Consider the following 23263-nt stretch of genomic DNA (forward strand, 5'->3'; position numbering starts at 1 on the left):
CCTTGATTCTTCAAGGGATAAAATCAGAACAACCGCACAAAGATATTAGTTTCCATATTTCATTTATTAATAATATTCTTGATGATAGAAATTCATTTTTTCTGGAAAAATTCTTGAAAAAGACACCTAAAAAATTTAACTGAGTGTTTAATTTAATCGAATCTTTCACAAAATTTTTAACCTCTATCCCCACTTGTTAATTACGAATTATTCTCAATTCATATCTAAGTAAATGCTTAGAAAAAAACAAGTAATTTCCTAATTTACTAAAATAATCGCCAGCACTATTATTAAAGCCGCCAGGCATTCGAGGGGAGAATTTGTGCCGACTTAAAAAGAAGAGCAAAAATAATTAGCAACTAATTAAGAATTCATAAATAGTGCAGAGGGGATATCATGAAGAAGAAAGAAAAAAATATATCGCAGAAAAATACGAGCGATGCATTACAAAGAAATTCGCCTGATTCACCATCCAGTGAATCACGACGATCTTTTTTTAAGACTGCCAGCGCCACAATACTTGCTGCGCCGATTGTTTTAACTTCACGCAAAAGCGAAGCTCAAGTAGTCAATTTGCCGCCAAGCCCGCCGACAACGCCTTGGTTGACAGAATTGCCTGAAGCCGCAATACCTTTGCCTCAAAAAGACCTCTTCGAAGATGCTTATCGGATACCTCAAGGAACGTCAAATAATGGATACGGAGAATGCGGACGAAATCAACATCAGCGGTGGAATGAATTTTTTGGCACCCCCCAATTGCAAACTAATCAAGCTGATACCTATGAATTGAGGGTTCAAGCCATTGAAGACCATATATTTCATCCTGATTATCCAGATCAACTCGTATGGAACTACGTCGGAGAAGATGCTGACGGTCATCCCTATCCCAACCCAACGATCCATGCCCGCTATGGCCGACCCGTTGTGCTTCGTTTATATAATGAATTGCCCCAGGATCACAACGGCTTTGGCACACCTGAAATAAGCTTGCATTTACATAACCTGCATACACCTTCTGAAAGCGACGGTTTTCCAGGCGATTATTTCAGCAAAACGAAATCTGGTCCGACCCTATCTGGACCAGGCGAATATAAAGATCAGTTTTATCCCAATGTATATGCGGGTTTGGATGAATTTCCCAAAAATGCAAGTAACCCAGTCGGGGGGGACCGACGCGAAGCACTGGGTACACTCTGGTATCACGACCATTGTTTGGATTTTACCGCTGCAAATGCAACGCGAGGCATGGCGGGCTTTTACTTGATTTATGATGCGCTTGACTCCGGCAATGAAAATGACCCAAATCCATCGGCATTACGATTACCCAGCGGTGCGTATGATTATCCGCTTGCATTTCAAGACAAGCGATTCGATACCAACGGTATTCAAGTTTTCAATCAGCTCGATCCTGAAGGCACGCTCGGCGATAAAATTACTGTCAATGGCAAAATCGAACCTGTACTCAGAGTAGCGCGTCGCAAGTACCGTCTCAGGCTGCTGAATGCAGGTCCATCACGCTATTATGAATTTTATCTGGTCAATAACGCTAATGGAATACAAACATTCACGTATATCGCCAATGACGGCAATTTACTGCCTCAACCCTTATTGAATCAAAACAGAGTGCGGCTAGGCGTGGCCGAACGCGCCGATATTGTTGTTGATTTCTCCAGATATGCTTTAGGAACAGAGCTTTACATTGTCAATCGATTGCAACAAACCAGCACCCGCGGCCCCGGCAATGTACAAGCGCCAGGCATCCGTGTACTCAAAATCATCGTGGATCGAAATCTTGCTGCAGGTGAAGTGGATAAAAGCCGCGTACCAAGTAATTTGCGCCCCATCCGTAGACCGACTGCAGATGAAATTGCATCTGCACCGGTACGGAGTTGGGTATTCGCACGTAGAAATGGCTTATGGACTATCAATGATCGTTTAGTCAATGTCAATTCAGCCGGCGCTCACATCTCTGCGGGTAGTTACGAAATTTGGGATATCAGCAACCCATCCGGTGGCTGGAGCCACCCGGTTCATATTCACTTCGAAGAAGGGATCATTTTGCAACGGTTTAGAAATAGCACGCCAATAGCAATCCCGGCTCACGAACGAGGGCGAAAAGATGTTTATAGCTTAGGCCCGAATGAACGCGTGAGGTTATTCATACGCTTCCGGGATTTTCCAGGCAAATATGTCATGCATTGTCATAATATGATTCATGAAGATCATGCGATGATGGTGCGGTTCGATATCGTAGATTAAGAGGACTTTATCATGAACAATGAAAATACAAACTCACGCAGAGAAATACTGGCGGGCATGGGTCTTGCGACCTTAGGCATGCTAGGTTTGAGTGCCGCTTGGCAAAAGCTGGGTGGAGCAACTGCAGTTACGTCCAATTACGATGCTCGGGATACTTCATTTCCGAATGTCACTTTATATACTCACGAAGGCGAAGCCGTTCGGTTTTACGATGATCTAATTCGCGATAAAGTAGTGGCGATCAACATGATGTATTCAGACTGTGCCGGCATTTGTCCAGTCGCAACCGCCAATTTGCTGCGAGTACAGCAGATGCTCGGTGATCGAGTTGGCCGAGATGTTTTCATGTATTCCATCACGCTGCAGCCTGAGCTGGATACCCCCAAAGGATTAAAGCACTACGCTGACCGTCATGGTATCAAGACTGGGTGGAAATTCCTGACCGGCGCGCCGGAAGATATCGAATTGGTTCGCTACCGCCTCGGTTTCTATGATCGAGATGAGAATATTGACAACATCAAGGAAAATCATACCGGCATGATCCGAATCGGCAACGACACGCTCAATCGTTGGAGCATGGCGCCGGCGCTCGCTGAACCCCAGCAGATCATGGCGACGATCAACCATCTCGATCCCAAGGCTGTGCACACTCACGAGAATCTCGCATAGCCTGTCTCTGATTTTCAATTCATATACTCTGCATTCCGAAATTCGGCAATGCAGAGTATATGATTTCCTACACGCAATTCCCTGATAAAACAACAATTCACATATTCTTACAGCTTCACAACAATGTAAGAATTTTCTGTATTCCAAATCAGCGAAAACACCATATCTTTTCCGTTCTAAAGTCATTACATTGACTCTATCGCATGGTTATTTTTTATGATCCATGCCAATGTACGCTCAAGGAGGAATCATGAATACTGCAGAGCAAACAGATAGACATGATGAGTCAATCGATGCGGCATCTCATCAATCGAGACGCAGGTTCTTGAAGCTAACAGGCACTGCCATGATCGCAGCGCCAGCCATTCTGACCTCTCGCAGAAGCCGAGCTCAAGCCCTCATCGAATTGCCACCAAGCCCACCTACCACCCCTTGGCTGGATGAACTACCCAGCACGATTGAACCACTTTCTCAAACCAATCTTTTTAGCGGCCCCTTACCCCCACCACAAGGTGAGGCAAATACCGCGAACGGAGAATGTGGACGCACGGATCATCAGCGATGGAGTGAATTTTTTGGTGCGCCGGTCATTCAGCCTGATCAAGCGGACTTGTATGAGTTGAAGGCGAATGCACATAACGATCATGTCTTTCATCCCCATTATCCCCCTCAGTTAGCCTGGAGCTTCGAAGGCCGTTCATCAAATGGCACTGTTCTGTATAACCCGACCATTTTCGCCCGGTATGGACAGCCGGTGATTGTGCGTTTACATAATAACTTACCTCCGAGTCACGGCGCTGGAGGAACTCAACTGACCAGTTTCGGCTTACCCGAGATCAGCATGCATTTGCACAATCTCCACACGCCATCGGAAAGCGATGGTTTTCCGGGAGATTACTTCAGTGAAACGAAATATGGTCCTACATTAAAAAAAGAAGGTAAATTCAAGGATCATTTTTACCCGAATGTATATGCCGGGCTCGACGAATTCGGCGGAATCGGGGATCAGCGCGAAGGACTCGGCACCCTGTGGTATCACGATCATACACTGGATTCGACCGCACCCAATGCTCAACGAGGACTCGCAGGTTTTTACCTGCTGTATGATGATCTTGATTCTGGTGATGAACACGATTCGAACCCAAACGCATTGAGATTACCCAGCCACCCCTACGACTATCCGCTTAAATTCCAGGATTTGCGGTTTGATGCCAATGGCATTCATATCTTTGATCAACTCAATCCTGAAGGAACACTGGGTGATAAAATCGCCGTTAACGGCAAAATACAACCGGTACTACGTGTGGCACGCCGAAAGTATCGCCTGCGTTTGCTCAATGCAGGTTCATCCAGATTTTATGAATTTTATTTAGTCAATGGCGCCAACGTTGTACAGCAATTCACGTATATCGCCAATGACGGCAATCTACTGCCCAGTCCAATCACCAATATGACACGCGTCAGACTAGGCGTCGCTGAACGGGCGGACATCATTGTCGATTTCTCGAGATACCCGATGGGAACCCAGCTTTATTTTACAAACCGGCTTCAACAAACGGATACTCGCGGCCCCAAAAAAGTCCAAGCTCCCGGCACCCGCATTCTCAAAATAATTGTCGACCATGAGCCGACCGAGGTGGATATCAGTCAAATCCCCAATATCCTGCGTCCGGTACGTCGACCCACATCCGACGAAATCGCAGCAGCGCCGGTGCGAAATTGGACTTTTGCCCGCAAGAGCGGGTTATGGACCATTAACGACCGATTATTCAACGTAAAAAGCGCTCGTGCTACGATATCGAAAGGAAGCGCGGAAATCTGGAACTTGAGCAATCCCTCAGGTGGGTGGAGCCATCCGATTCACATCCATTTTGAAGAAGGCATTATCCTAAACAAATTTGTTGATGGAATTGCAGCGCCCATCCCTGTGCATGAGCGAGGACGTAAAGATGTGTATGTGCTCGGCCCGAACACGCGTTTACGGGTATTTATACGTTTCCGGGATTTTACCGGTAAATATATCATGCACTGCCATAATACCATTCATGAAGATCATGCCATGATGGTGCGCTGGGATATCAAGGAGTGAAGAAATTTGACGAGATGGACAAAGCGCGTCATTCTGTCCATCTCGAAATGATCAGCTTGTAACCAAACTCGTTACACCGATTAACCAAAGTCTGATCAGGCCGATTCGAAATTCAATTCTGCCGCAACCTCGCTTGCTTGTTGCAAATTACGCTCGGTGATACGCACCCGATTGAGTAGCGTCGTCAGTTGAAAATAAAAACGATCCGTTGCAATCAATTGCTGCCACTCATCGCCATCGGGATCCTCTTCATCCAGATTTCGCCAGAAAAGCTTGCAAAAGTAATCAAAAGGAATAGGCTGCTTTGAAACCAGTGCTTTCTTCATCGGTTGACTGAGCCAACGCTGCCGCCGCTTTATCAGATCATCGCTCCCCTCGTAGACCACCACGGAGAGGTAAGGATATAAATCCACGATGCCACGGATATTGGCCAAAGATGATAATTGCCGCTGCTGGACCGTCTGCGCGATCAATGCATGTAATCCATCGGTGGAAATTTTAAAGGTAACGCCGGTTTTTAGAGTAAAGATTTTGTCAAGATCCATAATGTCATAACGAGTTGAATGGCAAACCCCATACCAATGGACGATTCGATTGATACTGACTGATTAGGTTCCATGTTTATCTGTTGCAGACGATCCTTATTTCTATGAATGACAGCAGTATACAGGTTATCTGAAATCAATCGAGCGACGATGCTGGATCAGCAAGACAAGCAATCACTTCTTCATCAGAAATTTGCGGGAAATCAACATAAAACTGCCCCACTGCATAAAAATCATCTGGCGATAATAAGCACACGATCTTGTTTGCTTTTCCATGCAATTTTTGCAACGTATCAAGCGGTGCAACCGGAACCGCGCAAATGAGTTCGGCTGGATTTCTATTCTGTACCGCATGTAACGCAGCAATCATGGTAGCGCCAGTCGCGAGTCCATCGTCAATCACGATGACGACACGCCCGGTAGGATCAATGGGTAATCGTTCGGGAGTATATTGGGCACGCCGGTGTCGAATCGTTTCCAACTGCAGCGCCACTTCTTGATTGATATAGTCTTCACTTACGCCTGCTTGGCCGGCATAATCGGCCAGATAAACCCAACCGCCTTCATCAATGGAACCGATAGCGAATTCCGGATTACCCGGAGCGCGCAGTTTACGTACCAGCACGACATCCATTTCTCCCTGTAAATACTGCGCAATGACTTTCGCCATCGGCACAGCCCCTCTCGGAATCGCCAATACCAATGGGTTACGGCCCCGATATTCCTGCAATGCCTCAGCCAGTTTTTTGGCCGCGGCCAATCGATCAGCAAAAACCATGATGTGTTCCTTTTCTCCATTCTACTAAGATATGGCGCTGCCAATGAATTGATGAAGTCTCTGCAGCGGTCAAGTATTCAATGCACACTCTCCTTCATTTACGGCGATTGCCTGGATTGCCTAGAGGCGGATGTTTAAATACATTGTATGCCACAAAATCACATCCTTAAATCCCATTCTTGATGAAAGGATTTTTTCATATTGATAAATAAAACCCATAAAGCGGCTATTTTCAAGTATTTCAAAAATTCATTTCTGTCCGATAATTCAGCTATCTTTGCTTATTTATTGAATCAGTCTATCGCACAAGCGCCCATTGAGTGTAGTGTTCATTACAACAACCCATGAAACAAATTTTGAAAAAAAGTGATTCAAAATTCACAAGTTAAAAAAAAACACGTAAGCTGCGCATCAAATACTCATCAGTATATTGCTAATGAATCAGAGCGCTAGCTTAATTCCAAAATTAAGTCATGGATTTCTAATCATTGCTATCACCAGTTGCTATGTTGGCCCTGGTTCCGCAAGCAGTAGCCGCATGGATAATTCGTTGTTGGATTTACCCATTGAAGAACTCATGAAAATTGAAGTGACTTCAGTATCGCGACGTTCAGAAAAACTTACCCAAGTAGCTTCGGCAGTATTTGTCATTACGCAAGACGACATACGGCGTTCTGGTGCGACCAGCATTCCCGAAGCCCTTCGCTTGGCACCCGGTGTTGAAGTTGCCCGGATCGGCACGGATAAATGGGCCATCAATATTCGCGGCTTCAATGGCCGTTTTGCCGGTAAGCTACAGGTTCTGATGGACGGCCGTAGCGTCTACAACCCACTTTTCTCCGGCGTTCAATGGGATCTGCAAGATACGCTGATGGAAGATATCGAGCGTATCGAAGTCATACGCGGACCAGGGGCATCTGTGTGGGGCGCCAATGCAGTCAACGGTGTCATTAATATCATTACCAAAAAAGCGGCTGATACCCAAGGCGCGCTAGTCAGCGCCGGTGGCGGAACGTTCGAACAAGGTTTCGTTGGCGCGCGTTATGGCGGAAAAATCAATGAAGATACTGCCTACCGCTTTTACGCTAAAGGATTTACCCGCAACCAAATGAAATCGGCGGCAGGAGAATCGGCGCATGATGCCTGGCACAGCGCTCGCGGCGGCTTCCGAGTGGATCACCAGCGCGGCATAGATCAGTTGACGATGCAGGGAGATATTTTCTTTAACGCGATCGGTAATGCACTGGATAAATCACAACTCAGCGCACCGATCATTCAGGCGGACACCGCTCGCGGACACAACGAAGGCGGCAATATCCGATTGCGCTGGGACCGGACATTCTCAGAGCGATCCGCAATTATGCTGCAGACTTATTATGACCGTACCGACTATCACTTATCAAATTTTACGCGGTTTCGCGCGGAAAGCTTCGATGTAGACTTTCAGCATCGTTTTCCGCTGTTAGATCGTCATGATGTCACCTGGGGCGCTAACTACCGCTTGTATCACAATAAAGTGTTCGATACCGAATTAGTGACCATGAACCCCCGGCAACAAACCAATCAACTCATCAGCGGTTTTGCCCGAGACGAAATGACCTTGATTCCTGAACGTCTCCGATTCACCCTTGGGATGCGAGTCGATCATAACGATTTCAGTGGCTTGGAGGTTCAACCCAATACACGATTGATGTGGACACCCGATGAGAAAAATTCAGTCTGGCTGGCAGTTTCTCGAGCGGTGCGAACGCCCTCGCGCGCAGAAAATGATGTGTTGCTCAACACCCGCACGCTTGAACAAATACCCGGTACTTCAACCGTATTGCCTTTCCCAGTGCTGGTACAGTACTCCGGTTCATCGCAATTCACTTCGGAAAAGCTGATCGCTTATGAACTGGGATATCGCCGCCAATTGGGTTCACAAGCATCGGTTGACATAGCAACCTTCTTTAATGACTATAGTCAACTGAGCGATTTGTCATTTGCGCCCCTTTCGCTGCAGACAGGATTTCCGACACATTTTGTTTTGCCTGTTAAGGTAAACAACAAAGCGAGCGCACAGACCTATGGCATCGAGATTGCGGGCGATTGGCGTCCTCTCGAGCAATGGCGGCTGCAAGCAAATTACAGTTTCCTGCACATGCATATCGATTCCGATTCGCCATTTCCCCAGTTCGCCAACGCAAGCAAAATCACCCCGCAACATCAAATCTCGATGCGCTCCAACTACGACTTATCTGAACGATTGCAATTCAATCTTTGGTTGCGCTATGTCAGTAGTGTCGATCTTTACCGCATTCCCGGCTACGTGACGATGGATGCCAAGCTGATCTTCAAGCCCACGAAGAATACCGAACTGTTTTTGGTTGGACAAAATCTGTTTAGTCAGAATCACCACGAGTTCGTATCTGATTTCATTCCCACAGTACAGGCATACATTCCGCGTGGAATCTATGCCGGTGCACAGTGGCGGTTCTAATGTGCGCATCGGAATCGTTATACTGAAAGGATCATCCTGCCAGGATATTTAATTGAGACAGAATTCCATCGAGTGCTATTAATCCAATACCAATCATTCTGCAAGCCAGTGCTTGCACATCCGTGGCGTTAGGAAACATTATCCTATGACGTGGACGCCTGCCTTGCCGAAGTTTATTGCTGCGATGCTCATCGCTGGCATGCTCAGTTTCGCTCATGCACCATCGCATGCCGCCTCGAGCGCAAGCGAGCAAACGCTCATTGCAGCTTTTTTATACAATTTCCTTAAATTCACGGAATGGCCGGCGGATACCATTTCTGATGAAATCATGCTATGCACCAGCAAAACCAGCGCATTTGAGGAATTGGATGCAATCTCCGGTAAGGTCGCGCAAAGCAAGCCCATTAGAATTAAACGTATATCCCTCAACGAGCCTTCGGATGACTGTCAGCTCTTATTCTTACCCCGAGAAGACGGTTCAGAGCGTATCCGGCAATGGCTCACGCTCACCAAGAACAAACCCATACTTGTTGTCAGCAATATCAATGAATTTCTTGATATCGGCGGCATGATCGGTTTGATGAATGATGGCAGGAATCTGAATTTCGAAGTCGACCTGGCGCGAGTCAGACGGGCGAATCTAAAATTAAGCGCACAGCTATTGCAAATAGCTCGTGACGTGAGAAGTCGTTAGCATGAAATTTTTGACATGCAAACTGGCTGGTTTTTTCTCGGATGCGTCGTCCAGCCTATCTTTGCTCATTACGCTGGCGCAGCTTCACTATTTTCAAAAACAATACCTGCTGCAGAAGCATCAGTACGCATTGCTCATGGCCACTGTTCTCTATGGCTACACGCCTCTGACGCTGGCGAATGGCAAACTCCAGGATAACCCATTATTGGACTTATCCATTGAAGAACTGATGAAAGTCGAGGTGACCACCGTTTCCCGGCACGCACAAAAACTCACACAAGTATCTTCGGCGGTGTTTGTCATCACCCAGGACGACATTCGCCGCTCCGGCGCAACCAATATTCCCGATGCCTTGAGAATGGCGCCCGGCGTGCAGGTCGAACGAGTCAGTTCCAGCAGATGGGCCGTCAGCATTCGGGGATTCAATGGTGTCTACGCCAATAAACTGCAAGTGCTCATGGACGGCCGCAGCGTCTATTCACCTATTTTTTCAGGGGTCATATGGGAGCAGCAGGACACGCTCATGGAAGATATCGAGCGTATCGAAGTCATCCGCGGCCCTGCTGCAGTATTGTGGGGATCGAACGCGGTCAATGGCGTCATCAACATCATCACCAAAAAAGCGGCCGATACCCAGGGAGCGCTGCTGACCGCTGGTGGCGGAACGTTCGAACAAGGCTTCGTAGGCGCGCGCTTTGGCGGGAAAATCAACGAAGATACGCCGTTCCGGATCTATGCCAAAGGATTCGCGCGCAATAACACCCAATCCTTGTCGCGAGAAAGTACCAATGACCAGTGGCAGTCCGCTCGCAGCGGTTTTCGCGTGGATCACAACCGAGGAATGGATCAATTTACCTTACAGGGTGATATTTTTTATCTGGCCGATGGCAACACATTGAGTAGCAGTGGACTCAGCCTGGAACCTAACCTCGACAGCCGAATCCGAGGCCATCAAGAAGGCGGAAATATCCGTTTTCGCTGGGATCGCACCTTTTCGGAGCATTCGTCGATCATGTTCCAAACGTATTATGATCGTAATAGCACGCAAATCCTACCCATCGGAAAAACCGATGCAGAGAGTTTCGATGCCGACTTCCAGCATCGCTTCCGGTTATTTGATCGCCATCAACTGGCTTGGGGTGGCAATTACCGGCTGTATCACAATAAAGTGCATGATACCAGCTATGTGACACTTGCTCCCCGAGCACAAACCAATCACGTAGGTGGCGTGTTTGTGCGCGATGACATTACCTTGCTTCCCGAGCGCCTGCAATTCACGATCGGCAGTCGGTTTGAGCATAACGATTTCACGGGTTGGGAAATACAACCCAATGCTCGCCTGCTGTGGACACCCAATACTGAAAACTCCATCTGGGCGTCTGTATCAGGGGCGGTCAGAACACCCTCGCGCGGTGAAAATGATTTAACGCTGAATGCGGGTGAATTGAAGGATATTCCTGGCTTGCAAGGTCTTCCATTTCCGGTCATCGGTATATTGCAAGGCAGTAGTCATTTCAATTCAGAAAAATTGATTGCCTACGAGTTGGGTTATCGCCGTCAACTTTCTTCACAGGCATCGATCGATTTGACTGGTTTCATCAATGATTATAGCCAGTTGCGCGATTTGAGCTTTGGCACATTCACGCTGACGACCGGACTGCCCCGGCAACTCCTTGCACCGGGTATCATGAACAATAACGCATCGGCACTGACCTATGGTTTCGAATCGTCTATCGACTGGAAACCGATCAATAATTGGCGCCTGCAAGGCAGCTACAGCTTTCTTAACATGCACGTCAATTCCAATGAATTGCTTAAAGGAACTGATCCGACCACTGGCGGCGCAGAAAAAATCAATCCTCGCCATCTGTTGTCACTTCGGTCGAATTACGATATTTCCGAGCGGCTGCAATTCAATCTATGGCTGCGCTATACCAGCAACATTGCTTTCTATCATATTCCGGGCTTTGTCACGATGGATGCCAAATTGATCTTCAAACCCACCAAAAATACCGAACTGTTCCTGGTGGGACAGAACCTGTTCAGCCAGCATCATCAGGAAATGGTCGCAGACACTTTCCCAACCATTCCTACGATGATTCCGCGCGGAATGTATGCAGGTGCGCTGTGGCGCTTTTGATCACAAACGAATTGCAAGTTTCATGTTTACGCTGATTCAATAACCGATCGCGATAATTGCTCAGAAATAGTGAATATGTTTTTTGTCGGCAATCTCATCAAACAATCACAATGCACGGCGCTGCTCCTCGCGCTGCTGTGTTATACAGAGAAACTTACTTTTGCCGCTGGCAAGCCGGTGGAAAATTCTCTATTGGATTTGTCCATCGAAGAACTCATGAAGGTCGAAGTAACCACCGTTTCCCGGCATTCACAGAAGCTCACGCAAGTCCCTTCCGCTGTGTTCGTCATTACCCAGGACGACATCCGCCGCTCTGGCGCAACCAATATTCCCGATGCCTTGAGAATGGCGCCGGGCGTGCAGGTCGACCGGGTCAGTGCCGATAAGTGGGCGATCAGCATCCGCGGATTCAATGGCATCTATGCCAATAAATTACAGGTACTGATGGATGGGCGCAGCGTCTATTCGCCCATTTTCTCCGGTGTTATATGGGAACAGCAAGACACGCTCATGGAAGATATCGAGCGCATAGAAATCATCCGCGGCCCTGCTGCAGTATCGTGGGGATCGAACGCGGTCAATGGCGTCATCAATATCATTACGAAAAAAGCGGCCGATACCCAGGGAACGCTGCTGACCGCCGGCGGAGGAACGTTCGAACAAGGCTTCGTGGGCGCGCGCTTTGGCGGAAAAATCAATGAAGATACGCCATTCCGGATCTATGCCAAGGGATTCGCGCGCAATAACACCCAATCCCTGTCGCGAGAAAGCGTCAATGACCAATGGCAGTCCGCTCGAAGCGGTTTTCGCGTGGATCACAGTCGCGGCATTGATCAACTCACATTGCAGGGTGATGTGTTTTATCTAGCCGATGGTAATACATTGAACAGCAACGGCCTTAGCCTTGCACCAAATCTGAACAGTGAACTGCGAGGCCATCACGAAGGCGGAAACATCCGCTTCCGTTGGGATCGTACTTATTCGGAACGCTCATCGGTCATGTTTCAGACGTATTACGACCGCAACAGTGTGCATTTACTCCCCATTGGCAGGTCCTTTGCCGAAAGCTTCGATGCAGATTTCCAGCATCGTTTTCCGTTATTCGACCGCCATAATTTGATTTGGGGCGCAAATTACCGGTTGTATCATAATCATATCTTTGACACTCCGATGGTAAAGTTCAGCCCGATCACGCAAACGAATCATGTGATTGGCACCTTTATACGGGATGATGTCACGCTGATCCCAGAGCGCCTGCAATTTACGATCGGCAGCCGCTTTGAGCACAACGATTTCACCGGTTGGGAAATACAACCCAATGCCCGGCTGATGTGGACGCCGAATACTGAAAACTCCATTTGGCTGGCAGTCTCGCGGGCAGTCAGAACGCCATCGCGAGCTGAAAATGACTTAGCACAATACAACAGCGGAGGATTACAAAACACTTCTGGATTTCCCGCTTTTCCCTTCCCCATCGTATCGACATTGCAGGGTAATAGTAATTTCAATTCTGAAAAATTGATTGCTTATGAGCTGGGCTATCGCCGGCAGATTTCTACACAAGCCTCGATTGATCTAACGGGTTTCATCAATGATTACAGTCAATTGCGTGACCTAAGCTTCGGCGTATTTACGTTGACGCCAGGATTGCCGCGGCAACTGATCGTTCCGGTTTCTTTCAGCAATCAAGCCTCGGCATTGACCTATGGTTTCGAATCATCCATTGATTGGAGGCCGCGCGAAAACTGGCGCCTGCAGAGCAGTTACAGCTTCCTCAACATGCATATCCATTCCAATGAATTGCTCAAAGGAAGCGACCCAACCACCGGCGGCGCCGATAAAATCAGCGCGCGTCATCTGTTGTCGCTACGGTCGAACTACGATATTTCCGAGCGGCTGCAATTCAATCTGTGGCTGCGCTATATCAGCAATATTTCTTTCTATCATATTCCGGGCTTTGTCACGATGGATGCCAAATTGATCTTCAAGCCCACCAAGAATACCGAATTATTTCTGGTGGGACAGAACCTGTTCAGTCAGCATCATCAAGAAATGGTCGCAGACACTTTCCCAACCATTCCTACGATGATACCGCGTGGAATGTATGCAGGCGCACAATGGCGCTTCTAAATGAATTTATGTTCACGAGTTGGAAGATTATTCACTTTGCAATTTTTGGATCGAGAGATCGATTCCAAGCCTCACCTATCGGAATGTACAATGCATCAATTACATCTTTTTTCATAATTTTCTGAAGCTTATAAAATGACTCCAGAGTATGATTATTCTCAACGTCAAGCGCTATGCGATTAATGATTCGAAGTTCGAGACAGTGATCTGGCTCACCGATCAACAGAACAAAGCCATTCGACACCCGTCGAATGCACCGATTTTTATGATTTGTTGAGTGAATTATCAAGTGCTGTTTTTGATATCGAATAATATACCTATATATGCTCGGAGTGTCTCAAGATTGCTGATAAAAGGCCGATTACTCACGACATAATTCCGGGACTGAGATGGGCAACGTGATTACTTTGATGGGTGAAGATAGCAATCGAATTTCAACGTTGATTTAACGCAAATTTAATATCCAGATGGCTACTGAATGCACGATCGCTTAAATAACCTGCAATGTCAGAATGCGATTATTGCAACAACTTTTGTTATGGACAAATAACCGAACACATCGCCGATGATAAAAAAATTCTTCCGCAAGGATCGCTCTATCGCTGACAAGTTGCTGTTGATCATTTTCATCAGCCTGGCCTGCTCGATGTTTTTTGTGTTTGTTCTGGTCGCGGGTAATGAAATCAGAAGCTCACTTAATACTGCACAAGAGCAATTGACAAGTTTGGCGCGAGTAACAGCAAATAATTCACAGGCCTCGCTGGCATTTTTGGACAATAAGAGCGCACAGGAAACTCTAAATTCTCTTCGTCAAATTCCTTCCATTACCAAAGCGACACTGAATACTCAGGATGGTATCGAAATCGCGAATTTTAGTAACGAAGAGCAAATTTGGTTACCTGCCTGGTTGCCGTATAAAGACCTGCACATCAATCAAGCAGTTGTCGCGGGCGATGATTATGTCGGCAACTTAGAAATACATTACGCACTTGGCAGCATGTGGGTGCAACTGGCATGGAACCTGATCGTATCCGCCTTATCTGTTGCCGCAGCGCTCTTTGCAGCTACATTTATGGCGCGCCGCATGGCATCGAAAGTCATCCAGCCCATTTTTGACTTATCAGCGACAGCGCAGAAAGTTTCTAACTCCAGACACTATTCGTTTCGCGTTCCCAAACATAGTGAAAATGATGAGGTAGGCACGCTGGTCGATGCATTCAATAGCATGCTTGAACAAATACAGATTAGGGATCAAGAGCTTGTACAATACCACAGCGATCTCGAGCGAAAAATTGAAGTGCGAACGGCTGAATTACGGCAGGCGAAAGAAGCAGCAGAAGCAGCTAATTTGGCTAAATCGCAGTTTCTGGCAGCCATGAGCCATGAAATTCGCACGCCCATGAACGGCGTATTGGGTATGGCAGAGCTATTACTTGATACGCCATTGAATGCCAAGCAACTTCATCTGATCAACATTCTCAATAATTCGGGAGAATCACTGCTGTCAATCATCAACGACATTCTTGACTTTTCCAAGATTGAGGCTGGACGTTTTGAATTGGAGCTGATCGATTTTGATTTGCATCGATCAGTGGAAGATGTCATTGAGCTTTTTTCTGAGCGCGCTCATAGTAAAAATCTGGAATTGAATTACCGTATTGCGCCCAGTGTAACGGAATGGGTCAAAGGTGATCCGACTCGGATACGGCAAGTGCTCGGCAATTTGATTGGTAATGCAATCAAATTTACCGAACATGGAGAAATTGTGGTGGATGTGAGTTTAGAAGCCAGCTTGAATCATCAAACTCCTTCCAATAATCCGATAGATCCGATCTGGGTGAGCTTCAGCGTCAGCGATAGCGGCATTGGCATTAGTGAAGACATTCTGCCACGCTTGTTTCAGGCTTTTTCGCAAGCAGATGGCTCAACGACTCGAAAATATGGTGGAACGGGGTTGGGTTTGGCCATTTCCAAACAATTGGTTGAATTGATGGGTAGCAAAGGAATTAGCGTCAAGAGCCGCATCGGAGAAGGAACTACTTTTTCCTTCGCGCTACCCTTTTCGATGGGTGAATGCGCCGGTCTATCACCATCAGCCAGAGTTATTTCCGAGCTGACCGGAACCAAACTGATCATCGTTGAAGACAATGTCACCAGCAGAGATATCCTGCGCACCTATGCTCTGTCTTGGGGTATGCACGTGGATGCGGTATCAAGTGGTACCAAAGCGCTTGAGAAATTGCGTGAAGCCGCGGCTAGTAATCAATCATACGACCTTGCGCTGATTGACATGAAAATGGCCAATATGAACGGATTGGAGCTTGGCCAAACGATCAAGGCAGATCCGGATTTAGCAAAAATCCCATTGATCATGCTGACTTCGACCCACTTCAAAGATGAAGCTGCCGAGGCTAAAAAAACCGGATTTATGGTGTATCTGACCAAACCGATCCGGAAAAAAGACTTATATCAATGCTTTTTGAAAGTACGCACTTCTACGCTTAACAATAGCGACAGTGAGGCACCTGCATCACTCATTACACCTCAAGAAACGCCAGTTCAACCAATTCTGAATGCTCACCTTCTCCTTGCAGAAGATAATCCGGTTAATCAAGAGGTTGCTCTTGGGATGTTGCGTAAATTTGGTTGCATTGTCGAAATCGCTCATAATGGCCTGGAGGCCATAGAAGCTGTGCAGCATGAAACTTTCGACCTTGTATTAATGGATTGCATGATGCCTGAAATGGATGGGTACAAAGCAACCAGCGAGATTCGACATCTCCAGAATATGGGTAAATTATCCTATTTTCCGATTATCGCTCTCACGGCCAATGCCATAGAGGGGGATCGGGAAAAATGTCTGGCTGCGGGCATGAACGATTATTTAACCAAGCCGATTAAGACAAAGAATTTGTTACATATGCTTCAAACATGGCTACCGCATTCACCTCAGAATATGTCTACTACTATATCAGAGAATACCGCCAATCTTGAATCAGCGATCGATCCTGAAGCGCTGGCTGCCATTCAATCTCTTGAAGCGGATTATGGAAATGAATTATTAAGACAAGTGATTAGAACTTATCTCGACAATGCCAATAAGTTGATCGAATCGCTTGAACAGGCATGGCACCTAGGGGATTTAAAGGCTATCCGAATGTCCTCACACACGCTCAAATCCAGCAGTAGTCAAGTCGGAGCATATAGCCTGGCTGAATTATGCCGTTCCGTGGAGAATGACGCGCGCGACCAGAAATACGATGTTTCAGGTCAGTCCCTGATAGCTATCCAACAACAATTCACACAGACCTGTGCAGTATTGCAGACGTATCTTGATTCTTCACCTGTCAATCCGGGAACACGCTGATATGTCCCAACAGTCCACTGTCATTATCATCGACGACGATCCGCTGATCCGATTAGTCGTCAGTAAAACACTGCAAGCTGCTGGTTTAATTACCCTTGAGGCAGTCAGCGGCGAAGAGGGGCTGATATTGTTCAAAGAAAAAAAAGCTGACGCTATTCTGCTCGATGTGATGATGCCATCGGGGATGGATGGTTATGCGGTGTGTACTGAATTGCGAAATATGCAGGAGGGTCGTCATGTTCCTATTCTGATGATGACCGGTCTAGAAGACTTGGAATCCATCAACCGGGCTTATGAAGTAGGAGCAACCGACTTCATCACGAAGCCCATCAATATCCCTCTTTTGAGTCATAGAGTACGCTATATGCTGAAGGGAAGCTATACCACTCAGCAGCTTCTCCAAAGTGAGCAGCGTCTTCATCATATGGCTTACTTCGACGATCTTACCGAACTACCCAATCGCCATTTTTTCCAAGAAAATCTGCAGCAGATGATTGCGCTGGCACAGCGAAAAAAACTTAAGCTCGGCGTATTATTTCTAGATTTGGATGGCTTCAAACGCATCAACGATACATTAGGTCATCATCTGGGAGATTTGGTGCTTCAAGCAACGAGCGAGCGTTTGCGCAAAAGCATTCGGCTTAGTGATGCGTTTGCTCAAACCGGCATGAGCCAGAATAGCATTTCTCTCGCTCGCTTGGGCGGCGATGAATTCACTGCATTGTTGTCGTTAATCGAACGCAACGAAGATGCGGCAATCGTTGCGGAACGTATCCGCATCAATTTGGCTCAACCGCTTACCTTTGGCGAACATGAACTTACCACGACGACCAGCATCGGCATCGCCATTTATCCTGACGATGGGGAAACAGCGGAAGATTTACTGAAAAACGCTGACTTGGCCATGTATTACGCCAAACGCTCCGGTGGCAATATGTATTGTTATTTCTCAAGCTATATGATGGAAATGGCAATGCGCAAACTTACCATGGAAAATTATTTGCGCAAGGCCATAGAGCGCAAGGAATTCAATCTTTATTATCAACCCCAATTGGATATTGATCAAGGAAGCTTCAATGGCCTGGAGGTTTTACTGCGATGGGATAATAAAGAGCTTGGGTCAATTTCCCCAACAGAATTTATCCCTTTAGCCGAAGAAACCGGATTAATTATTCATATCGGTGAATGGGTATTACGTCAGGCTTGCAGTCAGGCTTACAGTTGGTGCAACCAGGGCATCCATCTTAATCGTATTGCAGTGAATGTTTCGGCAGTACAGCTGCTTCATAGAGGATTCCCAGAATTAGTAGGAACAATTTTAGCGGAAACTGGCTTAGATCCTTCTTTATTAGAACTTGAGCTGACCGAAAGTGCATTGATTAATGATGTGGATCTTGTTATTGAGATTCTGGAACAGCTCAAGCAAGTCGGCGTTCAACTGGCTATCGATGATTTTGGTACAGGATACTCGAGCTTAAGCCGGTTGATGAATTTCCCCATTGATCGGTTGAAGATTGATCAAGCATTCGTTCGTAACTTGGAACAAAACTCAGATAACGGTGCAATCGCTGCTGCTATCATAGCGATGGCTGGAAGCATGAATATGAAAGTAACCGCTGAAGGAGTAGAAACCGGCGTGCAGTTCGATTTTTTGAAAAATAAATGTTGCAACGAAGTACAAGGTTATTTTTTAAGTAAGCCCCTTCCCGTTGATGAAGTAGAAAAATTTCTCAGAAATAAGACCTGAGCATTTGTTTAAGAAATTTGAAATTATACTTAATACCATAATAATCAATGAAATTTCTTCCATTTATATTATATTCCTGAATAAAAGCTTAAGATTTTTCTCTCGTTAAGATAATATGCTTAACCTCACAAATATGTTGCACTTTAACAACATATTGATTTATGTAACAATAAACAAACTGATAATCGAGCACTAAAAAGTACTCTAAGGAGTAAAATGGCTAAGGTATCTATGCAAAATAGAAAGATAAATTATCTTTTAGTAATAAAAAAATTTTGAACCGCAATTTTCATTTAAAGGACAACAGCATGAAGAAAATGTCAGCGAAAAATACTCTTATTGGAATGATCCTTATACCAACAATGTTTTCTGGCTCTGTCTTGGCGCAAATAATCAATATTGATAAAGATCCTAATATCAAAAAAGCTGAAGGATACAATGTTGATGATCGTGGTGTAATAACCAGAAACTCCACTGGATTATGCTGGCATACAGGTTATTGGACTCCCGCAATGGCAATTCCAGAATGTGAACCCGATCTTGCCAAAAAACCTGAGGTAGCCGCTGCTCCTCCTCCAGCTCCCGCCCCCGCACCTAAGAAAGTTACACTTTCGGCAGATGCATTGTTTGATTTCGACAGCTCCAAATTGAAACAAGGCGGTCACGGTATTCAAACATTAAATGAATTTGTAGCTGGACTACAAAACGTGCAATATGATCTGATAACGGTTGTGGGTCATGCTGACCGTATTGGTTCCGATAGCTACAATCACAGACTCTCTCATCAGCGTGCAGATGCTGTCAAAGCACATCTGGTTTCTAAAGGGATTGACCCCAACAAAATTGTCGCCTCTGGAAAAGGTGAAACGGAACCAGTCACAGGAAATACTTGCCATGGTCATGGAAAAGCATTGAAAGACTGCTTGGCACCTGATCGTCGTGTCGATATTGATGTACAAGGCCTTAAATAACACTGACTCCTAATTTCAAGAAAAAGCCCTGTATAGTTATGCAGGGCTTTTTCAATTCCAGATCAACATATGAATGAGCGAATCCAAACGGACACTCTCATCGAAGCAAAATGGATTATTCCTGTTGAGCCGGCCGGAATTGTCCTAACCCAGCACGCCATCGTAATCGATCAAGGTATTATTTGCGATATATTACCGATCCATGAAGCGCTGGTCCGCTATTATCCTCAGCAGATAATTACCCTGAAAGATCATGTTCTCATTCCCGGATTGATTAATCTCCATACCCATGCCGCGATGACACTCATACGTGGATTGGCAGACGACGTACCTTTAATGGAATGGCTTAATCGATATATCTGGCCAGCTGAGAATCAGCATGTCAATACTCAGTTTGTGTTGGATGGTACCCAACTAGCGTGCGCTGAAATGATCAGAGGCGGGATCACGTGTTTTAATGATATGTATTTTTTCCCTGGGTCATGTGCACAATCGGCGATCATGTCAGGCATACGTGCTGTGATAGGGTTAGTTGTGATTGATTTCCCGACCGCTTATGCGAATGATGCAGATGATTATCTGAGCAAAGGACTCGAATTACGGGATAAGTATCAGCATCATCCGCTACTGTCATTTTGTTTTGCGCCCCATGCACCTTATACCGTCAGCGATAAAACTTTCAGCAGCGTGTTGACTTATTCAGAACAACTCGATATCGCAGTCCATACCCATTTACATGAAACCGAAGATGAAATTCGCATGAGCCTCGACTCAGCCGGAAAGCGTCCCATTGAACGGATGCAGCATTTGGGATTACTCAGTCCCAATTTGATCGGAGCACATATGGTGCACCTGACAGACTCCGAAACAAAACTCATCCAGCAATATGGCTGTAGCATAGCGCATTGCCCTTCATCCAATATGAAACTAGCCAGCGGATTTGCGCCAGTCACAGCATTGCTCGACCAAGGTGTGAATATCGGCCTGGGCACAGATGGCGCAGCGAGTAATAATCGATTGGACATGTTTGAAGAAATGCGTCTTGCGGCACTTCTCGCCAAAGGAATAAGCGGCCGGGCCGATGCTTTACCTGCTCACCAGGTTTTACGTATGGCAACCTTAAACGGCGCCAATGCGCTCGGCCTTGGGAATACGACCGGCTCGTTGACTATAGGCAAAGCTGCAGACATCACAGCCATTGATTTTTCCGAACTCAATCTCGTGCCTTGTTATAATCCGATTTCACACGTGGTGTATACCGCAAGCCGTGAACAAGTGAGTCATGTATGGGTAAATGGTAAAATGCTGCTTCACGATAAAAAACTGACTACGCTTAATCAAGTTGATCTGCATTACCGCACGGCATTTTGGCAGGAACGTATCGCAGCATCATCAAAACAATAGGAATGAATATGGAAAATGATGGCATTAATGCTGATCCACTTGAGCTGGAAAAATTCAGCCAGCTTGCCCACCGCTGGTGGGACCCTAACAGCGAATTCAAACCACTACATGAAATCAATCCCTTACGCCTTGACTACATCAATGAATTAACCGGTGGCTTGACTGGCAAAACGGTGCTGGACGTCGGGTGCGGAGGCGGTATTTTATCCGAAGGCATGGCATCGATGGGGGCACATGTAACCGGCATCGATCTGAGCGACAAAGCTCTCAAAGTCGCTAAGCTTCATTTGCTGGAAAGTGGTCACCACGTTGAATATCGCAAGATTACGGTGGAATCACTGGCCACTGAGCAACCTCAACATTATGATGTTGTGACCTGTATGGAAATGCTCGAACATGTCCCCGATCCCATGAGCGTCATTGATTCATGCGCCCGGCTCGTCAAATCCGATGGCTGGGTTTTTTTCTCGACAATCAATCGTAATCCGAAATCTTATGTCTTCGCCATTATTGGCGCTGAGTACATATTAAAACTTTTACCACGCGGCACCCACGAATACGCCAAGTTCATCAAACCCTCCGAACTTGCCCGCATGGCACGTAACGCTCATCTCACAAGCCAGCAACTGATCGGCATGACCTATAATCCCCTCGCCAAGGTCTATGCTTTGGAAAATGATACCGATGTGAATTACATTATGGCATACCGCAGATAACTCTGATTTGTTACCCCATAATAATGATTGAAGCTATCCTTTTCGACTTTGATGGAACCTTAGCCGATACCGCGCCTGATCTTGGCCATGCGTTGAACCGGCAACGCATCGCACGCGGTCTACCTGAGCTTCCAATTGCAGAAATCCGGCCATTAGCATCGGCGGGCTCGAGAGGATTACTGGGATTGGGATTTAATATCAAACCGGGTGACGATCAGTATGAATCGATGCGGGACGAATTCCTTGATTTTTATACCCAGCGGCTATGCCACGACACCTGCTTATTCCCAGGCATCGATGAATTGCTTGATCAATTGGACGCACGTGAACTCCCGTGGGGAATCGTCACTAACAAACCGGCACGTTTTACGCATCCATTGATTAAAATCCTTGGTTTAACACACCGCGTTGGCTGTGTTATCTGCGGTGATGACATCGTCAACACAAAACCCCATCCGGAACCTCTACTCACCGCCAGTAAAAAAATGGCCATTAATCCCAGTCACTGCATTTACCTGGGCGACGATATCCGGGATGTTCAAGCCAGTCTAGCGGCAGGCATGCAACCCATCATTGCCCGGTATGGTTACCTCGGAAATGGTCAGCCACCAGAAACTTGGGGTGCACATCATTTGATTGATCATCCCAAAGATTTACTAGCTTATCTATAAAAGCAAACTTCAATTCTGTTAAACTTATCAATATCAGGAGGTGAACTTTTTGATTCAATTTCTCTCTGATGATACAGCCTTTACGAATACCGGGGACGATCTGGTTTCGACGTGGGTTGCAAAGCAGTGTAGGGCATACCGAGGATCAGATTACCTCGTAAATCCATCTGAAAACTATAGTCGCAAACGACGAAAACTACGCTTTAGCCGCTTAATTCGGCTAGCCTCTGCACCGATGGGCCTCAACGCCGGGTCTGGCAACAGACAGCAGAGTCAGTAACGAGGATCGCGTTCGGTAGGGTTACTTTACAGAGCGTTAAACAATAGGTAACTCGCCTGTCATCAGCCTGCCGGTTGGCGGTTGCCAGGTTAAAACAAATAACACGGCTAAGTATGTAGAACTGCCTGTAGAGGGCTTGCGGACGCGGGTTCGATTCCCGCCGTCTCCACCAATATTGTTATAATAATCAATTAGTTAACATTGCTAACATGACCAAATTTAGGCATATTTGGTCACGTTTTTGCATAGGTTGGTCAGCATTTTCATGCCATACCTCAACAAATTTTCTGAGGGAAATATGATAATCCTCCCATTTTTAACAGG

General features: G+C 46.3%; 15 protein-coding genes and 1 other RNA gene. 14 read left to right on the forward strand and 2 right to left on the reverse strand.

Features of this window, described 5'->3' with window-relative positions:
* Window positions 1-396: 396 nt before the first annotated feature.
* The 3 genes from ABF87_RS04740 (at window position 397) to ABF87_RS04750 (ending at window position 5017) form a co-directional block, all read left to right on the forward strand.
* Window positions 397-2259, forward strand: a complete 1863-nt coding sequence (locus tag ABF87_RS04740; protein ID WP_160827991.1) for a multicopper oxidase domain-containing protein — start codon at window positions 397-399, stop codon at window positions 2257-2259.
* A 12-nt stretch (window positions 2260-2271) separates the two neighbouring features.
* A complete protein-coding gene (locus ABF87_RS04745; protein ID WP_160827992.1) occupies window positions 2272-2928 on the forward strand; it encodes an SCO family protein in 657 nt (218 codons plus the stop codon).
* Between the two features lie 250 nt (window positions 2929-3178).
* Entirely contained in the window at window positions 3179-5017 is a 1839-nt protein-coding gene (locus tag ABF87_RS04750) for a multicopper oxidase domain-containing protein (RefSeq protein WP_160827993.1), read from the forward strand.
* A gap of 95 nt (window positions 5018-5112) precedes the next feature.
* Here the strand turns inward: ABF87_RS04750 and ABF87_RS04755 are convergent, their stop codons facing one another.
* On the reverse strand, window positions 5113-5562 hold the full coding sequence (locus tag ABF87_RS04755; protein ID WP_160827994.1) for a hypothetical protein: 450 nt from the start codon (window positions 5560-5562) through the stop codon (window positions 5113-5115).
* 136 nt (window positions 5563-5698) lie between these two features.
* Window positions 5699-6340, reverse strand: coding sequence for a phosphoribosyltransferase family protein (locus ABF87_RS04760; RefSeq protein ID WP_160827995.1), 642 nt, complete (start codon window positions 6338-6340; stop codon window positions 5699-5701).
* Window positions 6341-6878: 538 nt separating this feature from the next.
* Here ABF87_RS04760 and ABF87_RS04765 point away from each other — a divergent pair.
* The 11 genes from ABF87_RS04765 (at window position 6879) to ssrA (ending at window position 23111) form a co-directional block, all read left to right on the forward strand.
* The gene (locus tag ABF87_RS04765) at window positions 6879-8819 is read left to right on the forward strand and encodes a TonB-dependent receptor (protein WP_240143521.1); all 1941 of its coding nucleotides are present in this window, start codon (window positions 6879-6881) and stop codon (window positions 8817-8819) included.
* A gap of 145 nt (window positions 8820-8964) precedes the next feature.
* Complete coding sequence (locus tag ABF87_RS04770; RefSeq protein WP_160827997.1) at window positions 8965-9513, forward strand: YfiR family protein; 549 nt, start codon at window positions 8965-8967, stop codon at window positions 9511-9513.
* 1 nt (window position 9514) lies between these two features.
* Window positions 9515-11653 carry a TonB-dependent receptor gene (locus ABF87_RS04775; RefSeq protein ID WP_160827998.1) on the forward strand — a complete coding sequence of 713 codons (2139 nt, stop codon included), beginning with the start codon at window positions 9515-9517 and terminating at the stop codon, window positions 11651-11653.
* A 75-nt stretch (window positions 11654-11728) separates the two neighbouring features.
* On the forward strand, window positions 11729-13783 hold the full coding sequence (locus tag ABF87_RS04780) for a TonB-dependent receptor (protein ID WP_160828005.1): 2055 nt from the start codon (window positions 11729-11731) through the stop codon (window positions 13781-13783).
* Window positions 13784-14348: 565 nt separating this feature from the next.
* On the forward strand, window positions 14349-17150 hold the full coding sequence (locus tag ABF87_RS04785; protein ID WP_160827999.1) for a response regulator: 2802 nt from the start codon (window positions 14349-14351) through the stop codon (window positions 17148-17150).
* Between the two features lies 1 nt (window position 17151).
* Window positions 17152-18897 (forward strand): EAL domain-containing protein, encoded by a 1746-nt coding sequence (locus ABF87_RS04790; protein ID WP_160828000.1) that lies wholly within the window; start codon window positions 17152-17154, stop codon window positions 18895-18897.
* 308 nt (window positions 18898-19205) lie between these two features.
* Window positions 19206-19868: an OmpA family protein gene (locus tag ABF87_RS04795; RefSeq protein ID WP_160828001.1), complete on the forward strand. Its 663-nt coding sequence runs from the start codon at window positions 19206-19208 to the stop codon at window positions 19866-19868.
* A 69-nt stretch (window positions 19869-19937) separates the two neighbouring features.
* Window positions 19938-21272 (forward strand): TRZ/ATZ family hydrolase, encoded by a 1335-nt coding sequence (locus ABF87_RS04800; RefSeq protein WP_160828002.1) that lies wholly within the window; start codon window positions 19938-19940, stop codon window positions 21270-21272.
* A gap of 8 nt (window positions 21273-21280) precedes the next feature.
* Complete coding sequence (ubiG, locus tag ABF87_RS04805) at window positions 21281-21988, forward strand: bifunctional 2-polyprenyl-6-hydroxyphenol methylase/3-demethylubiquinol 3-O-methyltransferase UbiG (RefSeq protein WP_160828003.1); 708 nt, start codon at window positions 21281-21283, stop codon at window positions 21986-21988.
* A gap of 23 nt (window positions 21989-22011) precedes the next feature.
* On the forward strand, window positions 22012-22659 hold the full coding sequence (locus ABF87_RS04810; protein ID WP_160828004.1) for an HAD-IA family hydrolase: 648 nt from the start codon (window positions 22012-22014) through the stop codon (window positions 22657-22659).
* Window positions 22660-22750: 91 nt separating this feature from the next.
* Window positions 22751-23111: a transfer-messenger RNA gene (gene ssrA / locus ABF87_RS04815) on the forward strand.
* The last annotated feature ends 152 nt before the right edge of the window (window positions 23112-23263 follow it).

The sequence above is a fragment of the Nitrosomonas sp. JL21 genome (assembly GCF_009833095.1).
Classification (GTDB): Bacteria; Pseudomonadota; Gammaproteobacteria; order Burkholderiales; family Nitrosomonadaceae; genus Nitrosomonas.

Excerpts from the sequence above, each read along its gene's own strand:
- ABF87_RS04770 (WP_160827997.1), top strand. The coding sequence starts at position 8,965 with ATGACGTGGACGCCTGCCTTGCCGAAGTTTATTGCTGCGATGCTCATC.
- ABF87_RS04780 (WP_160828005.1), top strand. The coding sequence starts at position 11,729 with ATGTTTTTTGTCGGCAATCTCATCAAACAATCACAATGCACGGCGCTG.
- ABF87_RS04775 (WP_160827998.1), top strand. The coding sequence starts at position 9,515 with ATGAAATTTTTGACATGCAAACTGGCTGGTTTTTTCTCGGATGCGTCG.
- ABF87_RS04800 (WP_160828002.1), top strand. The coding sequence starts at position 19,938 with ATGAATGAGCGAATCCAAACGGACACTCTCATCGAAGCAAAATGGATT.
- ABF87_RS04760 (WP_160827995.1), bottom strand. The coding sequence starts at position 6,340 with ATGGTTTTTGCTGATCGATTGGCCGCGGCCAAAAAACTGGCTGAGGCA.
- ABF87_RS04785 (WP_160827999.1), top strand. The coding sequence starts at position 14,349 with ATGATAAAAAAATTCTTCCGCAAGGATCGCTCTATCGCTGACAAGTTG.
- ABF87_RS04740 (WP_160827991.1), top strand. The coding sequence starts at position 397 with ATGAAGAAGAAAGAAAAAAATATATCGCAGAAAAATACGAGCGATGCA.
- ABF87_RS04790 (WP_160828000.1), top strand. The coding sequence starts at position 17,152 with ATGTCCCAACAGTCCACTGTCATTATCATCGACGACGATCCGCTGATC.
- ABF87_RS04795 (WP_160828001.1), top strand. The coding sequence starts at position 19,206 with ATGAAGAAAATGTCAGCGAAAAATACTCTTATTGGAATGATCCTTATA.
- ABF87_RS04755 (WP_160827994.1), bottom strand. The coding sequence starts at position 5,562 with ATGGATCTTGACAAAATCTTTACTCTAAAAACCGGCGTTACCTTTAAA.
- ABF87_RS04765 (WP_240143521.1), top strand. The coding sequence starts at position 6,879 with ATGGATAATTCGTTGTTGGATTTACCCATTGAAGAACTCATGAAAATT.
- ABF87_RS04750 (WP_160827993.1), top strand. The coding sequence starts at position 3,179 with ATGAATACTGCAGAGCAAACAGATAGACATGATGAGTCAATCGATGCG.
- ABF87_RS04810 (WP_160828004.1), top strand. The coding sequence starts at position 22,012 with ATGATTGAAGCTATCCTTTTCGACTTTGATGGAACCTTAGCCGATACC.
- ABF87_RS04745 (WP_160827992.1), top strand. The coding sequence starts at position 2,272 with ATGAACAATGAAAATACAAACTCACGCAGAGAAATACTGGCGGGCATG.
- ubiG (WP_160828003.1), top strand. The coding sequence starts at position 21,281 with ATGGAAAATGATGGCATTAATGCTGATCCACTTGAGCTGGAAAAATTC.